This is a genomic window from Streptococcus oralis, assembly GCF_003942875.1.
Taxonomy (GTDB): Bacteria; Bacillota; Bacilli; order Lactobacillales; family Streptococcaceae; genus Streptococcus; species Streptococcus oralis_BX.
The window spans coordinates 1-17,428 of record NZ_RMVK01000011.1 but is presented as its reverse complement, the minus strand read 5'-3'; the positions used below and the strand labels follow the sequence as shown (position 1 = coordinate 17,428).

17 protein-coding genes, 10 tRNA genes and 1 rRNA gene are annotated in these 17,428 nt (G+C 43.2%); 1 reads left to right on the top strand and 27 read right to left on the bottom strand.

Features of this window, described 5'->3' with window-relative positions; all coding sequences use genetic code 11:
• Positions 1–26: 26 nt before the first annotated feature.
• From comGG to tgt, 11 genes are all read right to left on the bottom strand, one after another.
• Complete coding sequence (gene comGG / locus D8844_RS10110; RefSeq protein WP_125423835.1) at positions 27–440, bottom strand: competence type IV pilus minor pilin ComGG; 414 nt, start codon at positions 438–440, stop codon at positions 27–29.
• Positions 418–879, bottom strand: a complete 462-nt coding sequence (gene comGF, locus D8844_RS10105; protein ID WP_125423832.1) for a competence type IV pilus minor pilin ComGF — start codon at positions 877–879, stop codon at positions 418–420. Before comGF ends, comGG begins: the two co-directional genes overlap by 23 nt.
• Positions 842–1,144, bottom strand: coding sequence for a competence type IV pilus minor pilin ComGE (gene comGE, locus D8844_RS10100; RefSeq protein WP_185757688.1), 303 nt, complete (start codon positions 1,142–1,144; stop codon positions 842–844). Before comGE ends, comGF begins: the two co-directional genes overlap by 38 nt.
• A complete protein-coding gene (gene comGD, locus D8844_RS10095) occupies positions 1,107–1,541 on the bottom strand; it encodes a competence type IV pilus minor pilin ComGD (protein WP_070568117.1) in 435 nt (144 codons plus the stop codon). The genes comGE and comGD overlap by 38 nt, the downstream gene beginning before the upstream one ends.
• Complete coding sequence (gene comGC / locus D8844_RS10090) at positions 1,504–1,827, bottom strand: competence type IV pilus major pilin ComGC (RefSeq protein WP_000735802.1); 324 nt, start codon at positions 1,825–1,827, stop codon at positions 1,504–1,506. Before comGC ends, comGD begins: the two co-directional genes overlap by 38 nt.
• 1 nt (position 1,828) lies before the next feature.
• Positions 1,829–2,845 carry a competence type IV pilus assembly protein ComGB gene (comGB, locus tag D8844_RS10085; RefSeq protein WP_125423857.1) on the bottom strand — a complete coding sequence of 339 codons (1,017 nt, stop codon included), beginning with the start codon at positions 2,843–2,845 and terminating at the stop codon, positions 1,829–1,831.
• A complete protein-coding gene (comGA, locus tag D8844_RS10080; RefSeq protein WP_125423826.1) occupies positions 2,793–3,734 on the bottom strand; it encodes a competence type IV pilus ATPase ComGA in 942 nt (313 codons plus the stop codon). The genes comGB and comGA overlap by 53 nt, the downstream gene beginning before the upstream one ends.
• Before the next feature lie 63 nt (positions 3,735–3,797).
• On the bottom strand, positions 3,798–4,163 hold the full coding sequence (locus D8844_RS10075; RefSeq protein ID WP_125423823.1) for a DUF1033 family protein: 366 nt from the start codon (positions 4,161–4,163) through the stop codon (positions 3,798–3,800).
• 153 nt (positions 4,164–4,316) lie between these two features.
• Positions 4,317–5,468 (bottom strand): N-acetylglucosamine-6-phosphate deacetylase, encoded by a 1,152-nt coding sequence (gene nagA / locus D8844_RS10070; protein WP_001134447.1) that lies wholly within the window; start codon positions 5,466–5,468, stop codon positions 4,317–4,319.
• Between the two features lie 140 nt (positions 5,469–5,608).
• Positions 5,609–7,426, bottom strand: a complete 1,818-nt coding sequence (locus D8844_RS10065) for an acyltransferase family protein (protein WP_049484515.1) — start codon at positions 7,424–7,426, stop codon at positions 5,609–5,611.
• A 133-nt stretch (positions 7,427–7,559) separates the two neighbouring features.
• Positions 7,560–8,702: a tRNA guanosine(34) transglycosylase Tgt gene (gene tgt / locus D8844_RS10060; RefSeq protein WP_001285237.1), complete on the bottom strand. Its 1,143-nt coding sequence runs from the start codon at positions 8,700–8,702 to the stop codon at positions 7,560–7,562.
• A 116-nt stretch (positions 8,703–8,818) separates the two neighbouring features.
• Between tgt and D8844_RS10055 the strand changes: the two genes are divergently transcribed.
• On the top strand, positions 8,819–9,676 hold the full coding sequence (locus tag D8844_RS10055; protein WP_125423820.1) for a DUF975 family protein: 858 nt from the start codon (positions 8,819–8,821) through the stop codon (positions 9,674–9,676).
• A gap of 179 nt (positions 9,677–9,855) precedes the next feature.
• On the opposite strand, the gene D8844_RS10045 is transcribed toward D8844_RS10055, so the two are convergent.
• The 16 genes from D8844_RS10045 to rrf form a co-directional block, all read right to left on the bottom strand.
• The gene (locus tag D8844_RS10045) at positions 9,856–11,082 is read right to left on the bottom strand and encodes a LysM peptidoglycan-binding domain-containing protein (RefSeq protein ID WP_125423817.1); all 1,227 of its coding nucleotides are present in this window, start codon (positions 11,080–11,082) and stop codon (positions 9,856–9,858) included.
• 129 nt (positions 11,083–11,211) lie between these two features.
• Entirely contained in the window at positions 11,212–11,868 is a 657-nt protein-coding gene (locus D8844_RS10040; protein ID WP_125423815.1) for an HAD family hydrolase, read from the bottom strand.
• 3 nt (positions 11,869–11,871) lie between these two features.
• Complete coding sequence (locus tag D8844_RS10035; RefSeq protein WP_125423812.1) at positions 11,872–13,152, bottom strand: MATE family efflux transporter; 1,281 nt, start codon at positions 13,150–13,152, stop codon at positions 11,872–11,874.
• Positions 13,153–13,212: 60 nt separating this feature from the next.
• A complete protein-coding gene (gene thrC, locus D8844_RS10030; RefSeq protein WP_125423809.1) occupies positions 13,213–14,697 on the bottom strand; it encodes a threonine synthase in 1,485 nt (494 codons plus the stop codon).
• 75 nt (positions 14,698–14,772) lie between these two features.
• Positions 14,773–16,050, bottom strand: a complete 1,278-nt coding sequence (locus D8844_RS10025; RefSeq protein ID WP_125423806.1) for a glutamate-cysteine ligase family protein — start codon at positions 16,048–16,050, stop codon at positions 14,773–14,775.
• Between the two features lie 174 nt (positions 16,051–16,224).
• Positions 16,225–16,308 (bottom strand) — tRNA-Leu (locus D8844_RS10020).
• Positions 16,309–16,317: 9 nt separating this feature from the next.
• A tRNA-Gln gene (locus D8844_RS10015) sits at positions 16,318–16,389 on the bottom strand.
• A gap of 13 nt (positions 16,390–16,402) precedes the next feature.
• Positions 16,403–16,475 (bottom strand) — tRNA-His (locus D8844_RS10010).
• Positions 16,476–16,545: 70 nt separating this feature from the next.
• Positions 16,546–16,619: transfer RNA gene (locus D8844_RS10005), tRNA-Phe, on the bottom strand.
• 2 nt (positions 16,620–16,621) lie between these two features.
• Positions 16,622–16,695 (bottom strand) — tRNA-Met (locus D8844_RS10000).
• Between the two features lie 11 nt (positions 16,696–16,706).
• Positions 16,707–16,796 (bottom strand) — tRNA-Ser (locus D8844_RS09995).
• A gap of 6 nt (positions 16,797–16,802) precedes the next feature.
• Positions 16,803–16,874 (bottom strand) — tRNA-Glu (locus D8844_RS09990).
• Between the two features lie 11 nt (positions 16,875–16,885).
• A tRNA-Ile gene (locus D8844_RS09985) sits at positions 16,886–16,959 on the bottom strand.
• A 33-nt stretch (positions 16,960–16,992) separates the two neighbouring features.
• Positions 16,993–17,063: transfer RNA gene (locus D8844_RS09980), tRNA-Gly, on the bottom strand.
• Between the two features lie 5 nt (positions 17,064–17,068).
• A tRNA-Val gene (locus D8844_RS09975) sits at positions 17,069–17,141 on the bottom strand.
• Positions 17,142–17,246: 105 nt separating this feature from the next.
• Positions 17,247–17,362: ribosomal RNA gene (gene rrf, locus D8844_RS09970) — 5S ribosomal RNA — on the bottom strand.
• Positions 17,363–17,428 lie beyond the last annotated feature (66 nt).

Here is a 17,428-nt window from a genome sequence, read left to right as displayed (position 1 = left end):
AGTTTAGCACAAAGAAGTTGAATTGACTAGGATTTGTCTTTCTTGTCAGGCTTTTCTTCTGATTTTTTCTTCCCTGCTTGATTGCTTGAATCAGTCGCTACCTCTTCCTTTTGATCTGTTTTCTTTTCCTTGATTTTCATCGGAGGAAAGAGAAATTCATAGTTGCCCTTATTCATACGAACACTTGTTGCAAAACCTGTTTTCGTATTTTGATACCTGACTTTTCCTAAGTTGAAGACTCGTTCCCCACTTTCTTGCTCAGCCTTATCTTTACTTCGCTTGGCCATGGCAAAAGCTGCCAGCTTTTCTTTGTTTAGGGCAAAGTCTTTGTGATGGGCTACTTGCCGATTCAAATAAAACTGCAACAACAGGCTAAAAATGGCTGCCATGGTAACCGCATATAAGAGAACGCCTGCCTTAACTTTTTGTTTTTTCCACACGATAGATGAACTCCCTTTCTAAGCCCTTTTGAAATTGGAAGCGAAAGCGAACCAATTGATTTTCCTCTGTAATTTGAGCTGATTTAAGTCCATAAACCATAGGTTGGTAGCCCCGTCCGCTGGTATCCGTTTTTCGAAAATCATCCGATTTAGACTTACCTATAGAGATATCCTTACCATCCTGTTTCATGTAGAGGCGATTACCTTCCACCTTTTCAAACTGCGAACGCTCTAACTCTGCCTCCAGTTGATCCACAAACAAGAGCCACTCCTTTTGCTCGCTTTGCTGCTGGTAACGAACTTCTGAAATGAGGAGCTGACTCATAGCTTGAAACAGTAACAAGCCTCCGCTAATGACGATAAGGGCAATCAGAGATTCTAAAAGAGTAAACGCCTTTACCTTACTGATCTTTAAGGTCGAGTAACTGCTCTGAACCATGATAAACCTCCAATCCCTTTTCACTAGAAAACACCTGAATCTCCACTCCGTTTATGTTTACCTGATTTTGACCTGTCTGCAGAGCCATCTTCGCCACACGCAAGACTTCTTCCTTTTGCAAGATTTCTGCCTCTTCTTGTCTATTTTTCTGAATTTGTCCCAAGAGGAGGGTTGCAATACTGGCAAATATGGCTAGCGCTACTACTGCTTCTAGTAAGATCACTGCCTTAATTTTTAGTTTCCTTAATGCGTTTAATTTTTCCATTTCCTAGATATAATTGATAGCGAATCGCTCCTTTGCTGGTCTGAAATTCAACCTTAGCCAGGGACGAATTGCCCCCAGCTCGATCAAAATGAATCGTTTGTCCAGATGGTGCATGAATCCCTTTGGGAACAGTCAACTTCTGACTACCATTGTTGATTGTCTGCCCATCTAAGTTTAGACTAGTCTTTTGTTGACTAGCTACACTATGCTTTTGAGTTTCACGGTATAGTTCTTCAAATTCCATGAAAAATATCTGCTCTTCCACTGCTGCAAAACTAGACTGGACTGAGCCAGATAAAGCCAAAGCAATGATACTCACAAGTCCCAAAACAAGGAGACTTTCCAGCATGGTAAAGGCCTTAATCCGCAACAGTTTGACTTGTTTTTTGTTTTGCATGGTATTCTTTATAAGCCTTAGCTTGCTCAGCTGTGATACGGCCGTCGGCCTGTAATTTACTTAGACTCGCATCTTCATTCTTATCCAGACTATAGAGTTCTGCCTGACTTTCCACCACCTTAACAACAGCAGCTTTTCCTTTGTCATCTACGGCATCCTTTTGCTTGGTCAAATTGGGCACAAAGAGCAAGAGAAGAACGCTGATGATGAGCAAGACCACTAACATCTCTACCAAAGTGAAAGCTTTAACCTTGGCTTTTTTTAAATTTGTCATGAGTTTTTTCATTTTAAAAATTTACCTCCATATTTTGATACATGGGCATAAGCATTGCCGCATAAAGTAAAACGATAATCAGGGCCACAAAGATAAAGACCAGTGGCTGCACCAAATTCATGGTGCGGTTGACTCGGGTAAAAAAGGCTTCCCAAGTCTTTTCTGCATAGATTTTCAACTCACTCCCCAGCTTGGACTTGACTTCCCCATACTCAATGATGAGACTCAACTCCTTTTTAAAGAAGGGATAGGTCGCTATGGTTTGAGAAAATTCGCGGCCATTTTGCAGGGCTTGAGCCAGATCTTGACCGATTTCTTTAAAGAGCTGGGAACCCTGTCCCTGCATGATCTGAAAAATCTGCGTCAACTCCATCCCCTGCGAAATCATATTGCCCCATTCACGCGCATAATAGGCTGTCAGATAAGTCTGGACAAAGATTCCAAGAAAGGGAATCCGTGCTAACATAGAGAAGACTCGCATCTTGGAACTTCTTTTGTAGAAAGTGAGAGCTAAAAGTAGAGACAGAGTGCAAACCAACACAAGTCCCAGAAAAATTTGTGGCAGATTGCCGATGATTTGAGTGGCAATATTGCTACTGTCCAGTTGAGGCAGCAAATAGTTTCTCAACCCCAGCATGATTAGCAGAAGAAATCCCAGCAAAATCAGGGGATAGGTCGCCACTTCGATTAATTTTTTCTTGACCTTGGCTAAATTGTCCAGATATTCTTCTATCTTTGCCAAACTCAGGTGAAGATTTCCATGCACTTCAGCTAGAGATAATTGGGTCACGATAGCACTTGAAAAACCCAAGCTGTCCATCATCTCTGAAAAGGATTTCCCCTGAGACAAGCCTTGGTGCATCTGGGCCACATAGTCCTTTTCTAGCAGGGCACTTCTTCCCAAGAAAGAAATAATTTCCACCAAATGAAAGCCACTGGAAAAGAGGTTGTTAAACAGGGTGATGATTTTCTTCTGCTTAGCTGTAGCTAATTTTTTCCGTTTCAGCCTGAAGATTTGTGATATGTCCATCTTTAAGAAGCTGCTCAATCTGTTCATTCCAGCTAGTTGGCTGGTGTTCCTGATAGTCTTTGTTTGCAAAGTCAACGATTCCTCCTCCCCCAATTAATCTCTGGTAGCAGACTCCTTGCAGGACAACTGCTAGTTCCTCCTCCGTCACACCCAACTCCAGAAGGCGTTCATAAACACCTCGGATACTTTTGGCATGAATGGTTGAAAAGACCGTCGCACCCGTTAAACTGGCTCTGACCACTGCACGCGCCGTTTCACTATCCCGAATTTCACCAATAATCAAGAGATCCGGACGATGCCGGAGAGACAGTTTGATCAGATTTTCATAGGTCAAGCCAATCGCTTCATTCAACTGCAACTGGAGCATGTCTTCCTGCTTGATCTCGACAGGATCTTCGATGGACATAACCTGTTGCCCCTTAAAAAGTGACTTGGCTAATTCGTGCATCAAGGTCGTCTTGCCACTTCCAACTGGACCCGCAAAAAGGTAGAGCCCCCGTTGCCTGTACTGCTCACCCAGTTCGTTCATATCCTGAAACCAGAAATGCAGGTCCTGCTCCTCATCGTGCAACAAACGAATGACCAAACTCTCATGTCCCCGATAATCTCCCACGGTAGACAAACGCAGAGAAGACACCTTCTCCCCATGCTGATAGTCGCAAGAGCCCAGCTGACTACGTCTCTTCTCTCCTACGTTCATACCCGCCACAAACTTAAAATGACTAATCACAGCAGCTAAAATATCAAACTCATAGGAGTCAACGAGACACCGCTCGTCTCCAACCCGCATGTGAAGCTCGTAGGACTTTTCCTTGGGAATGAAATAGATATCCTGAGCCTTCTTTTCTTTCGCAGTAGCAATAATTTTCTGTGCAATTTCTTGTACCATACCGCCCTCCTTATCTAACTATTCGCAAAAAAATAAAAAAAGCAACTTAAAAAGTTACTTTTTTTATCTCCATTTCATACGGCAAGAACGGTGTTTTTCTTGACCTGTTTGTTTTTCGTAGCCTGGACGTAGCTTTTCATCGGGGATGACTTGCTCATCCTGTAAAAGTGCCAAAGAATGGTACTGCTGCAAATACTCATCACACTCATCACACCAGCGTTTATCAGCAGGATCCCAAAAAATAGTCATCAAATCACTCCGACTCTTATAAAGGGGATTCTTCCTTTCCAGCTCAAACCAGCATGATTTATAATATTTTAGAGCATCATAATACTTGTCAAAAGATTGACTCATGATGACATCTTCTTCCCAACCTTCTATGAACCACCACGGTTCAAAATCCCCATACATTTCTATAACACGATACATTCTTACTACTTCCTTTGTATCGTATATTATATCTAATTTTTTATTACAAGAAAAGGATTTTGCTTGCCTTTCCCTTTAGGAAGACTTCTTTAAATACCTTTTCAGCCTATCATAAAAATAGGAGCCTTTTATTGACCCCTATTTTTTATCTTCTTAGGCTTGATAACGTTTCACACCATCTAGGTAGGTTGCTACCAATTCCAAATCTTTATCTAGTACGATAAAGTCAGCATCGTAACCTTCACGGATTTGACCACAAACATCATCGATGTGAACAGATTTTGCTGGGTTGAGGCTAGCCATCATGACTGCTTCATGTGGATTCGCAATGCCCCATTCGACAACATTCTTCAAACCGTCCTTGAGTTTGAGGATAGAACCTGCCAAATTTCCTGTCGATTTGAGGCGTGCAGTTCCATTGGCAACGACTACTGGGAATTCTCCCAACATGTAGTCACCGTCTTCCAAGCCACCCGCTGTCATACAGTCTGTGATGAGAGCAATATTTTCAGTTCCTTTTTGCTTGAGCAAAATGTCACAGGCCTTTGGATCTACGTGGTGACCATCACAAATCAATTCAGCGTAAGTATGTGGCAATTCATACATGGCTCCCACCATACCGAGCTCACGGTGAGTCAACCCACGCATCCCATTGTAGGCATGTACCCAAACACTCGCTCCAGCATCGACTGCTTTTTTAGCTTCATCAAAAGTCGCATTGGAGTGCCCAAGAGCAACGGTCACTCCTTCACCCGTAACTGTACGAACAAAGTCTTCTACACCTTCGCGTTCTGGCGCAAGGGCGATTTTATTGAGCAAGCCATTGGCTGCTTTTTGCCAAGCACGAAACTCATCCATACGAGGGTCTTTCATATAGGCAGGGTTTTGAGCTCCTTTGTATTTCTCTGTGAAATATGGCCCTTCAAAATAAATCCCACGAATTTTCGCTCCACTTGCTTCCTGATAACGAGCACCGATATTTTCAGTTACTGCGAGCAACTGCTCGTAAGAGGAAGTCAAGGTCGTTGGCAAGAAGCTGGTAACACCCGTGCTAAGCAATCCTTCACTCATGGTATGAAGGGTTCCTTCGATGTTATTGTCCATGACATCCACACCACCAAATCCATGAATATGGGTATCCACAAGCCCAGGGGCAATGCTATAACCTGTATAGTCAATCACCTCAGCTCCTTCAGGAATCTGTTCTACATGTTTGCCGAACTTGCCATCCACAAGTTCCAAGTAACCGCCACGACGAACTCCGTGTGGGTAGAAAAACTGATCCGCTTTAATATAATTAGGCATAATGATAACCTCCTTGATAGATTGATTCTAGAATTTATTATGTCAATTACATTATAAACCTTTCTTTTTCATTTGTAAATGGTATAGACCTATTTTCTAGAGATATTTTAAAAGAGCTGGATTTCTCCAACTCTTTAATTTTATTTTGATTTCACAGGCAGTTCTTGAGCAGCCTTAACAGCAGCTGCAATCGTCTCTGCGTAAAGTTTAGCACCTTCTTCAATCATGTTGCTATCATTCCCAAAGTGGACTTGGTCGGTTCCTGCCCAGATTTCAGGGTGTTCCTTAGCAACCTTATTCCAGTCAGCGATGCTCACGTAAGGATTCTTTTCAGCTAATTCCCGTGCATAAGCCGCATACTGCTCCACTGATGCATAAGTGTCCTTGCTCTTGTCTCCCTCATAAGGTGTCACCAGTATCAGATGGTGTCCTTTCGGTAGATTGTTCACGATGCTGTCCAAATCATTCTTATAGCCTTCAGGATTATTGACTCCCGTTGCAATGACAACTGTTTTTAGCAGCGCCTTGTTCTGACTGTTATTGAGCATAATATCGTTGGCTTGCTTGGTCGTTCGACTAACCTGGGCATTGATATTCGCTTCAGGGAGTGCCTCTTGTAAGGCTGTATTGGCACGCAAGGCTACCGAATCTCCTATCAGGCTTGTTCCCTCAGAAATTCCTAGACGACTCAGTTCAGCTTGTTCAGCAAGAGTCTTTGTTTGTCCTATATTGGTCTGGGCTTGTTTGAAACCATTGACCATCAAGTCTGTCTCAAAAGCTCCAACTTGAGGAGCCACAACTATGATAATCAAGGTAATCAAGGTAAGAATGCCAGCACCAGCAGCACTAATTGGTTTAATATGAGGCAATCGACTAATCTTCCGTATTAAAGGATTGGATTTACCGGCAATCAACGGCTCAATAATATAGAAGGATAGGATAGCAAAGAAATAAGAAAAGATGATTGTCAGAATAACAGCAGGCAGATTACTCATCAGCTGAGAAAAGATAATATAAAAAGGCCAGTGGAAAAGATAAACCGCGTAGCTAGTATCCGCTAAAAATGTAATGATCCGAGGTTCTTGTATCTCAGGCGTTTTCTCATGCAAGACACGCGCAGCAAAAATCATGGTCACTGCCGCTAAACTTGCTAGCAAGAAGCCAAATAAGTACGCAAACAGGTAGGTGAACTTGACAAAGAAGGTCAAGAGCACTAACACCAAAAGCCCAGCAGCAAATACCAGTAGATTCTGACGAATATCCCATGTCCGGTCAAACTGCTTGACTAAATCGCTCGTCTGACGAACCCCCACAACCGTCGCCAAATTGCTTCCTAAAAAGAAGGGATAGACATGGGTCAAACTTGAAAAGTAGACAGATGAATAGGAACTCGCCATTAGACTACCAATAAACATGGAGAAAAAGCTAATGATGAAAGCTCCAGCAGAAAGAAGAAAGACCATCCCTCTCAATTGACTACTAGATTTTGAACGTTTCGATAAGAACCAAACCGCTAAGCCCCAAAGGATATAGTAGTGAACCTCAACAGCTAGACTCCAGTTGTGAACAAAGAGATGCGGAATGAACTGGGATTCATAACTTCCCCCTGTTAACATTTCGTAGAAGTTGGTCATAAAACCGAGAACTCCAGCTATCTGGCCACCAATTCCAGCAACATAGTCTTGACGAACCAAGAAAGTAAAAGGCATGGTCACCAAAACCATCAGCACCACAGGTGGCACGATGCGGTAAAACCGTCTCTTAAAAAAGCTCAGCAAATCAATCTGGCGTGCCTTCCCAAATTCTTCTAAAAGGAGGGAAGTGATCAAAAATCCTGAAAAAGTGAAAAAGACATCTACCCCAAAGAAACCTCCAGGAAAGATCGTTTGAAAGAAGTGGTACAAAAGCACCAAAAGTAAACCTGTAATCCTAATCAAGGAAAACCATTTAATACGCATACGAGTCTATTCTCCATTAAATTAGGAAGTAAAACACCACCTAATTTCCATTCCATTATACTCCCTATTCTATCAAAAAAATAGGAAAAATCCTAAGAGAAAACTTAGGATTTTGGCATTCTATTTTTACACTTTAGAAATTGCGCCCTGACTTGTTGTAGCCATATTTTTCTACAAAATACTCACGGAATTCCAAGAGATTGTCATCCATGATGGCTTGGCGGACCTGCTTCATCAGATTGAGTAAGAAGTAGAGATTGTGGTAACTAGTCAAGCGGATACCAAAGGTTTCGTCAGCCTTGAGTAGGTGGCGAAGATAAGCGCGTGTATAGTTCTTACATGTGTAGCAATCGCACTCAGGATCCAGTGGCGTAAAGTCTTCAGCGAATTGGGCATTTTTGACAACCAAACGACCTTGACTGGTCATACAAGTTCCGTTACGAGCGATACGAGTCGGTAAGACACAGTCAAACATATCCACGCCACGAATAACTCCATCAATCAAGCTATCTGGCGCTCCGACACCCATCAAATAGCGAGGTTTGTTTTCAGGTAGCAGTTGAGTTGTGAAATCCAAGACGGCATTCATCTCTTCATGCGTTTCTCCTACTGCCAAACCACCGATAGAGTAGCCAGGGAAGTCCATGCTAACAAGGTCGTGAGCTGACTGACGGCGAAGGTCTTCAAATCCTGCCCCCTGCACAATTCCAAACAAACCTTGGTCATGCGGACGACGGTGAGCCTTCAACCCGCGCTCAGCCCAACGGCTGGTACGTTCGATTGATTTCTTAACGTAATCATAGGGTTGGTAAAACTGAGGACATTCGTCAAAGGACATCATGATGTCTGAGCCCAGATTGTTCTGGATAGAGATGGCCTTTTCTGGCGATAGGAACATCTTGGAACCATTGAGATGGTTTTTAAAGGTTACTCCTTCTTCTGTGATATTTCGACTATCCGCTAGAGAATAAACCTGAAAACCACCACTATCCGTCAAGATGGGCTGATCCCAGTTCATGAACTTGTGGAGACCGCCTGCGCGTGCGATGAGTTCGTCTCCTGGACGGAGCCACAAGTGATAGGTGTTTGACAGGATAATCCCTGAACCCATCTCCTTCAACTCCTCTGGTGATTGAGTCTTGACCGTGGCTTGGGTCCCAACTGGCATAAACATAGGTGTCGGGAAGGTACCGTGCGGAGTGATGATTTCTCCCAGACGAGCTCCTGTGTGTTTCTCTTTCTTAATCAAACGGTATTTGATTGGTGAATCTGACATTTTTTACCTCCGAAGCTGGGAAAAACAGTCCCAGTTCATACTTTGCGCCCAAAGGCATACTGTATGATTTTATCAAAAAAAGCTGGAACTGTCACGAACTATGGTATAATGAGAGAATGAAATACCCAAAAATTGATTTAAAAACTATTCGTCTGCAGGCTAGGCAATTTCAGGCTGAAAATCCCCGCCTCTTTCTGGTCTATCTCTTACCTAGCATACTGGTTATCTTGTCAGGCTTTCTCAACCCCTTGGCTCGTCTCCAAGAAAGTGTTTTAGAGCAATCCTTTTTCAGCATGCTGGCACAAGTTCTCCAAGCCTATCTCTTCCCGCTAGTAGTTTCTTTTATGAGCACGATTTTTCTAGTAGGTGCTGCCTTTGCGACACTCCGACTCCTCAAGGATCCTGATACGGAACTCTCAGTAAAATCAAGCCTGGCCCTCTTTGCTGAAGAGCGCTTCTCGCAAACCTTCCTAACTCTGCTCCTCAAACGTTTCTACCTCTTTTTATGGAGCATTCCAAACTTAGTAGGCATTTATTTCCTCTTTTATAGCAATCTCTTGGCTAGAAGATTTGTCGCCCTACATCCTGAATTTCCAAAATTAGACCTCTCATCCGTTGAGACAGAGCAGTTCCTTATGACCTTTGGCCTCTACTTTTTCGCGAGTCTCATCTTGATGATTGTAGGGAACATCCTCTATGTTCCACAACATTATGCCTACTCGCAGGTAGAATTCCTCCTCTGCGATACTCTGGATTTAGGACAGGCTAAACCCGGTCAAATCCTGAAAACCAGTCGCTTTTTGATGAAAGGTTACAAATTCCAACGTTTTGTCCTCGACTTGCAACTACTTCCTTGGTACTTCCTCAATTGGATCACTTTTGGAATTGCTAGTTTTTCAATCCTTCCCTATATCCAAAACAATCACATCTTCTTTTACAGAGCCCTCCTAGCTCGTAAACGTCGAAATGGATAAAAATCTAAAAAAGCAGCATCTTGCAGGATGCGGCTTTTCTTATTTCAAAAGTAACATACTCAGCAGAGTCAAAATAGCAGGCCCGCCTTGCTTCAGAATAATCTTCTTGTTTACCCTGAAGGAATGACACACAAAAAAGAAGCGGGAACTTAATCAGCTCCCAACTTCCATTTTAATGATTAGTTCATTGATACGTGAACGTGATCATAGTGGTTTTCGGTTACGCTACCACGGTCTGGCATTGGATTCCACGTGTAGGCTGGTCCATATTTACTATCATATGGAGCGTAGAAACGTTGTTTCCAGATGATATAGTTGATACCACGGCTAGCCATATTTTGGACTGCATATTCTGCAATTCGATCTCCGAGTGCTGAACTCACTGGAACCATGAAGTCGATGGCCAAACCTTTACCATGGTCCCCACTGTCACCAGGACGGTAACCACTAAAGGATGTGATGCCAAACAAGTTGGCGATTTCTTCCTTAAAGGCTGCAGTTTGTGGTTGAAGACCAGCATTCTCAGACTTAGCTACAGCAAGTCCTGCATAGTCAGGAGCTGCTGGAGCTGAATAAGTTCTTGAAGGAGTTTGGCTTTGCTCTGCTTGATAAGTCGAAGTTGCAGTGTCAGAAGTTGCTGTTGATGCTGCTTCTGTTGCACTTGATCCTCTTGTATCAGCAGGTGTTTCAGTTGCTGGAGCTGAATAAGTTCTTGAAGGAGTTTGGCTTTGCTCTGCTTGATAAGTCGACGTTGCAGCGTCAGAAGTTGCTGTTGTTGCTGCTGTTGCACTTGTTCCTCTTGTATCAGCAGGCGTTTCTGCTACTGGTGCTTCCGCTGGAGTCGTTTCAGCTGTTTCTTCAGCTACAGGTGTTTCTGTAAATGGTGTCTCTTCAGCAACTGTCGCTGTCTCAGAAACTTCTGAACTTGGCGCTACTTCTGCTGGTTTTTCAGTCTCTGTTGCAGTTGGAGCTTCCTCAATTGGTTGAGAAAGGTCTTCTACTTGAACTGTTTGTTCATCAACTGTCACTTGATTTGTCGTCAAATCAGCTGTCGCAGTCTTCACTTCTTCACTAGCATCTGCTTGAGGAGCTTGGATTTCAACTTCCGTTACCTCTTCTTCCTCATTGACAGTTGTAGTGAGGACAGTATCTGGGAAAATCAAGTCCATATTGGTAATTTTGTTCAAATTAGCAAGAACCGTTACATCTACTCCCAAAGCTTCTGCAATCGTGCTCAGGGTATCACCATACTGAACTGTATAGCTGTTTTTGTTCTCGTTTTTCGTCACATCATTTTGGATTTGCTCAACGCTACGTGCTGTCCAAGAGATTTCTTGAGCTTTAGCTCCTAATGCGGGAGCAAGAGACAAGGCTACTGTTGAGGCTAAAATTATTCTTTTCTTCATTCGTTCATATTCCTTTCAAATGAGTACCTGTCTATCATAACACAAAAAAAGCAGAAAAAAAGCCCTCTCGGGCCTATTTAACAGAACTGTCTATTCCTTGTAACAAACTCGATTACTTGAAATAGTTTGTTAGGTTTCTGTCACAAAACTGACACAATCTTCTCGTCCCCAATCCTCAAAAATATGAGGAATATCTGCTAACTCTTGAATCCTGTGATTCCCTTCATAAGACGACTCTAAAAAATTGATGCTTTGAAGGCCGCTATTCTGAGCAAATTCCACATCCAAAGTCCGGTCTCCTATATAGTAGGTGTTCTCAGGATCCAACTCATACTTGTCTAGCAGATAGGTCGCCGCTTCTGGACTGGGCTTGCGCGCAAAGCCACTCTGACTGGTTAAAATCTCTTTGAAATAGGATTCCAACCCCAAGTCTCTTAAAATAGTAAGCGCATTGTCTCCCTTATGAGTATAGACAAACTGCTGAATCCCTGCTTCGTCTGCCCAAGCCAAAACTTCACGCGCACCTGGCATCAAAACTACCTGGGCATTTTTCTCAGACAGGCTCTGAGCACGCACCTGGTTGAGCACTTCCGCATCCAGGTTTCTCTCTTCAGCCACCTGCTCCAGCAAATCCTGCACAGAAAACTTGAGGATAAACTCTCTCATTTTTTCCTTATCATAAGGAATAGAAAATTGAGCAAAGGTCTCCTCAATCCCTGACAAAATCGCTTCGTAAGAGTCCAATAAAGTCCCGTCTAAATCCCAAATAAAAGCTGTTTTTTGCATCTCCTATCCTTTCAAGCTCATATAACGCTGGTAACGGTAATGTAGAAATAACCAACGGAAACCATTATCCAAGAGAGTCCCTGTCCAAATACCAGGTAAGCCCCAACCAAGAACAATACCCATCAGATAAGCTGTGCCAATTCGGATACACCACATCCCAATACTTGTCGCATAAAAGGGGAGGCGAGCATTTCCCAATCCCTGCCAAACTGCCGTATATATAACTGTCCCTGTCGCCATGGGGGTTCCTAGTAGGGAGAACAGTGCCACCAAAACGCTCGCTTCGACCGCTACAGGATCGGTCGTATAGAGATGAGTCAATGGTGTCCCCAAGGCATAGATACTGAGTGTTAAGGGCAACATAAGAAGCAGGGAAAGCCAAAAGGTTTGCTTGCTCAAATCATCTACTCTTTCCCAGTTATCCTCTCCAACTGCTCGAGCTACCTGCATGACCGTCGCCGTAGCGACGCCAAAGGCAGGCATATAGTTAAACTGGGTCAAGACTTCTCCGACTGCATTCCCCGCTACTGCCTCCGTCCCAAAAGAAACAACCAAGGCAATGATCACTACATCTCCAGCCCGCATCATGAGACGTTCTCCAGCTGCTGGCAAAGCCAAAGTCAATAGTTCCTTATCTAAACCAAAAGTCGGTTTCTCAAAAGGCAGCTTTAATTGCGACCACAAAATCACAAGACCGACTAAGCGAGACAAGATAGTCCCCCAAGCAACACCCGCTATCCCCATATCAAGGACAAAAATAGCTAGACTTGAAAAAAGAATATTCAAGGCATTGGATAAAAGACTAACATAGAGAGGTAGACGCGGATTATGCGATGCACGAATCAAGGCACCTAGACTGGTCATCAAGCCCAAGAGAACAATCGATCCACCCACCAAAGATAGGTAGAGCCCACCACTCTCAGCCACAGCCTGCTCAGTTCCCAAAAGTCCTATCATCTCTTGCCCAGCAAAGAGTGATAAGGCGCCTAAAAGCCCACTCAGCAATAGGGTTATCTTGAGAGCCTCTGTCACGTGATAAGCCAACTTGGACTGATTTTTCTGCCCCAAACTTTTTGAAATAACACTGGAGATAGCAGCTCCCAGAGCGATAAAAATCGCCTGGTAAATCGTGATAATATTGCCAGCCACTGAAACACCTGAAATAGCGATTAAGCCCAAGTGAGCGACCAAGTAACTATCCACCATGCCCATAAGCATCTGCAAAAAGTTTTCACCCATAGCTGGCAAGGCAATATTAAGAATGTCTTTATTTTTCTTAAACAATCTCTCCTCCTGATGAAAAGAAACTCAGTTGGTTTCCCAACCGAGTTTACTTCCTCTGTCTTAAAGTCCTAGATAAGTCTCCACCGCTGCTTGCATGTCAGCAGCTGCCACTGTTGTTTTATGACGAACTGGAGCTGTTTCAAGGCCATCAACCGCTGGTGGCACTGCCACTCCTGAAATGTCATGTAATTGAGCCAAGGCTTCAAAGTCAGTCAAGCCTGCTTTTCCTGTTACCGCTTCTACGGCAACCACTGGGAACTTGTAAGGACTAGCTGTTGAAGCAATCACTGTCTTAGTCGCATCGCCAGTAGCCGCTTGGTATTTTCTATAAACAGCTGAGGCAACCGCCGTATGTGGATCCTCGATGTAGGCATCTGTTTGATAAACACGTTTAATTTCTGTCGCGGTTTCTTCCTCAGTCGCATACTCAGCTGCAAAGAGTTCCAGAATCGCTGCATCAAAGTCTGTCAACTCATATTGTCCTTGCGTGTTCAAGGCATTCATGAGTTCAGTTGTCTTAACCGCATTATTCCCCAAAAGATGGAAAATCAAACGCTCCAAATTTGAAGATACTAAGATATCCATAGATGGGCTAGTCGTTACCTTAAACTCACGTTTCTTATCGTAAACACGTGTTTTGAAGAAGTCTGTCAAGACATTGTTGTCATTTGAAGCACAGACTAATTTACCAACTGGAAGACCGATTTGTTTAGCATAAAAGGCAGCCAAAATATTTCCAAAGTTTCCTGTTGGTACTGTGAAATTGACCTTTTCACCAGCCACAATCTCACCAGACTTGACCAACTGAGCGTAGGCATAAACATAATAAACAATCTGTGGTACCAAACGACCAATGTTCATAGAGTTAGCTGATGAAAATTGCAACTTGTTCGCTGCCAATTTTTCACGAAGTTCCACATCGTTGAACATGTGCTTCACGTTTGTTTGTGCATCATCAAAGTTTCCATCAATAGCGATAACATGAGTATTGTCGCCAGTCTGAGTAGTCATTTGCAACTCTTGTACCTTGCTAACACCATCTTTCGGATAAAAAACGATAATCTCAGTTCCAGGCACATCGGCAAACCCCGCCATAGCAGCTTTCCCAGTATCACCAGATGTCGCTGTCAAAATGACAATCTTGTTCTCCAAACCATGCTTTTTAGCGGCTGTTGTCATAAAGTACGGCAAGATAGACAAGGCCATGTCTTTAAAAGCGATCGTTGAACCATGGAACAGTTCCAAGTTATATTGCCCATCCAGTTTCACCAATGGCGCAATAGCTGGAGTATCAAACTTGCTATCGTAGGCATTGGTGATACAGTAGTCCAACTCCTCAGCCGTAAAGTCATCTAAAAAGGCTGATAAAACTAATTTAGCCACTTCTTGGTAAGAAGCATCTTTTAATGTTTCAAAGTCCAAATCCACCTTTGGATAAGTAAGTGGTGTAAACAGACCACCATCCGTCGCCAAACCTTGCAAAATAGCTTGGCTGGCAGTTACTGTATTATTGGCATCACGTGTTGATTGATAAACTAATGTCATGAATCTCTATCCTTTATCTATAGTCTCTTCCATTATATCATGATTTTTCAGAAAATTCTCCCTTTATAAGAGAAATTATAATCCCAATTCTTTCTTCAAAGGCTCTAAATAAACCATTTCTTGCTTATCTCTTTTCCCCAGTCCCTCCTCAGCTAGGGTGAGTAAGTCTTTAGAAAACTCGAGAATCGCAGCTTCTTCCTCATCTGTGAGTTGTTTTTTAGAAAATTGTCGTCTTAAAAGCTTATAATCACGACCAGTTGTGGTAAAAAATGGAGCCGTTCGCAAGTAAGCTTCAAGCTTGTCTAAATGAACCAACAAGCCCAAATGAAAGGCTGCAGAAGCAAAAGTCCTATCAAGCGGCTGAGTACACACACTACGAAACTCAACTGTTCCTCGAGTCGTTAAGTCTTGGTACTGGTAACTACGATGAGTTTGGAAATCTTCCTCCTGAGGATGAATTAACACCTCATCCCCATTAAGGGTAAATGCTTGGATTTCAGGTGTAGACAAATAGTCCCTAGCCTGAATCGGATAAAAATAATAGGTCTGCCCATCACGCTCCGCAGTAAAAATCGCAGAATGATTTAGATAGTCAAAAAAATCATCCTCATCTTTAAATAGTCTGGCATTGACGCCTACATTTTCAGGATAAATCCCGTGCATAGACTCTTCCCAAAAAATATCCCTTGAAATCTTAGTATCCCAATCTTCCCCTGAAAACTCAGAATTGGCAAATAAAAAGGCTTTTGCAGCTTCAATTTGCGTAAAAGCATTGATAACCCGCAAGTAGTTGGACTTTGAAACGTCCAGTTGAACCTGACTTCCACAGATAAAGGCACCATACTCAGGGAAATGATGTAAATCTGATTTAGTTACATTTCTACTCAAATTCAGATAATCCATCAACATCTGATAGCGGGGATAAGCCACTGGACAATTCTCATTTTTATCCCAGTTGGGATGAATGCCGCAGCCAACAATAGCATGGTTAGCTTCACCCAACTTATTCTGAATCGTAGCCATATAGAAGTTAAAGCGTTCTTCCACCTCTTGGATAGATTCGGCCTTTCCGAATGCAAACTCAATTGTCGTATAAGCAACCTCAAATAAGATCGTATCTTGGCTGACTGGATCAAGCAACTGAATTGGATTCCCAAAATCATCCACTTTTTCGATAGTAAAGCCCAGTACTGATGGTAAATATCGAAAGAGATCCTTAACAACTTCACCATCTGTAGCCTTACCCTCTAAATTTACAATAGGATATTCTAACTCAATCCCAATAAATAAATTTGGGTTCTCTTTTATATTCTTTAAGTAACGTTTCTTTAGTAATTCAACAGACCGAGACATTAATCACCAAACTCTTTCATAATCAAAATAAATTGTGAATAAGTAATATTATACCAAAAATACACTAAAAATGACTAGAATAAGAAGAAAAAGATCATTCCTCAGTTATCTGTACTTAATCAAAATCTTTACCAAAACAAAAAACAAGGCTCGAAAACCTTGTCTTTATTACTATACCGGCGGCCGGGGTCGAACCGGCACGTCCTTGCGGACACTGGATTTTGAGTCCAGCGCGTCTGCCAATTCCGCCACGCCGGCAAATAGTAACTGGGGTAGCTGGATTCGAACCAACGCATGAGGGAGTCAAAGTCCCTTGCCTTACCGCTTGGCTATACCCCAATAATATAAAATAGGCGAGTGATGGGGATCGAACCCACGCATGCCAGAGCCACAATCTGGTGTGTTAACCACTTCACCACACCCGCCATAATCATATTAACACGGGCAGTAGGAATTGAACCCACACTGAAGGTTTTGGAGACCTTAGTTCTACCTTTACGCGAGACGGAATCGAACCGCCGACACATGGAGCTTCAATCCATTGCTCTACCAACTGAGCTACCGAGCCAAATTGCGGGAGCAGGATTTGAACCTACGACCTTCGGGTTATGAGCCCGACGAGCTACCGAGCTGCTCCATCCCGCGTTAATATAAAAAGGAGGATGTGGGATTCGAACCCACGCACGCTTTTACACGCCTGACGGTTTTCAAGACCGTTCCCTTCAGCCGGACTTGGGTAATCCTCCAATAAATAGTCCGTACGGGATTCGAACCCGTGTTACCGCCGTGAAAAGGCGGTGTCTTAACCCCTTGACCAACGGACCATATTTATAAATGGGCACGAGTGGACTCGAACCACCGACCTCACGCTTATCAGGCGTGCGCTCTAACCACCTGAGCTACGCGCCCAAGTTCAAAAACTTGGTATGAACTTTCGTTCAAAGCGGGTGACGAGAATCGAACTCGCGACAACAGCTTGGAAGGCTGTAGTTTTACCACTAAACTACACCCGCTAAAATGGGAGTTAACGGGATCGAACCGCTGACCCTCTGCTTGTAAGGCAGATGCTCTCCCAGCTGAGCTAAACTCCCAAAGGGTGGAGTCTAGCTCAGCCAACGGTAAGAAACTCCGTTTCTCTCATCCGCCGATTGTAATTTCGATTTCCTCTCAATTACAACTAAGCTAAACTCCCTCGAGCTAAGCGACTTCCATATCTCACAGGGGGCAACCCCCAACTACTTCCGGCGTTCTAGGGCTTAACTACTGTGTTCGGCATGGGTACAGGTGTATCTCCTAGGCTATCGTCACTTAACTCTGAGTAATACCTACTCAAAATTGAATATCTATCAAATACCAAGAAAACCTCACACTTCGTATT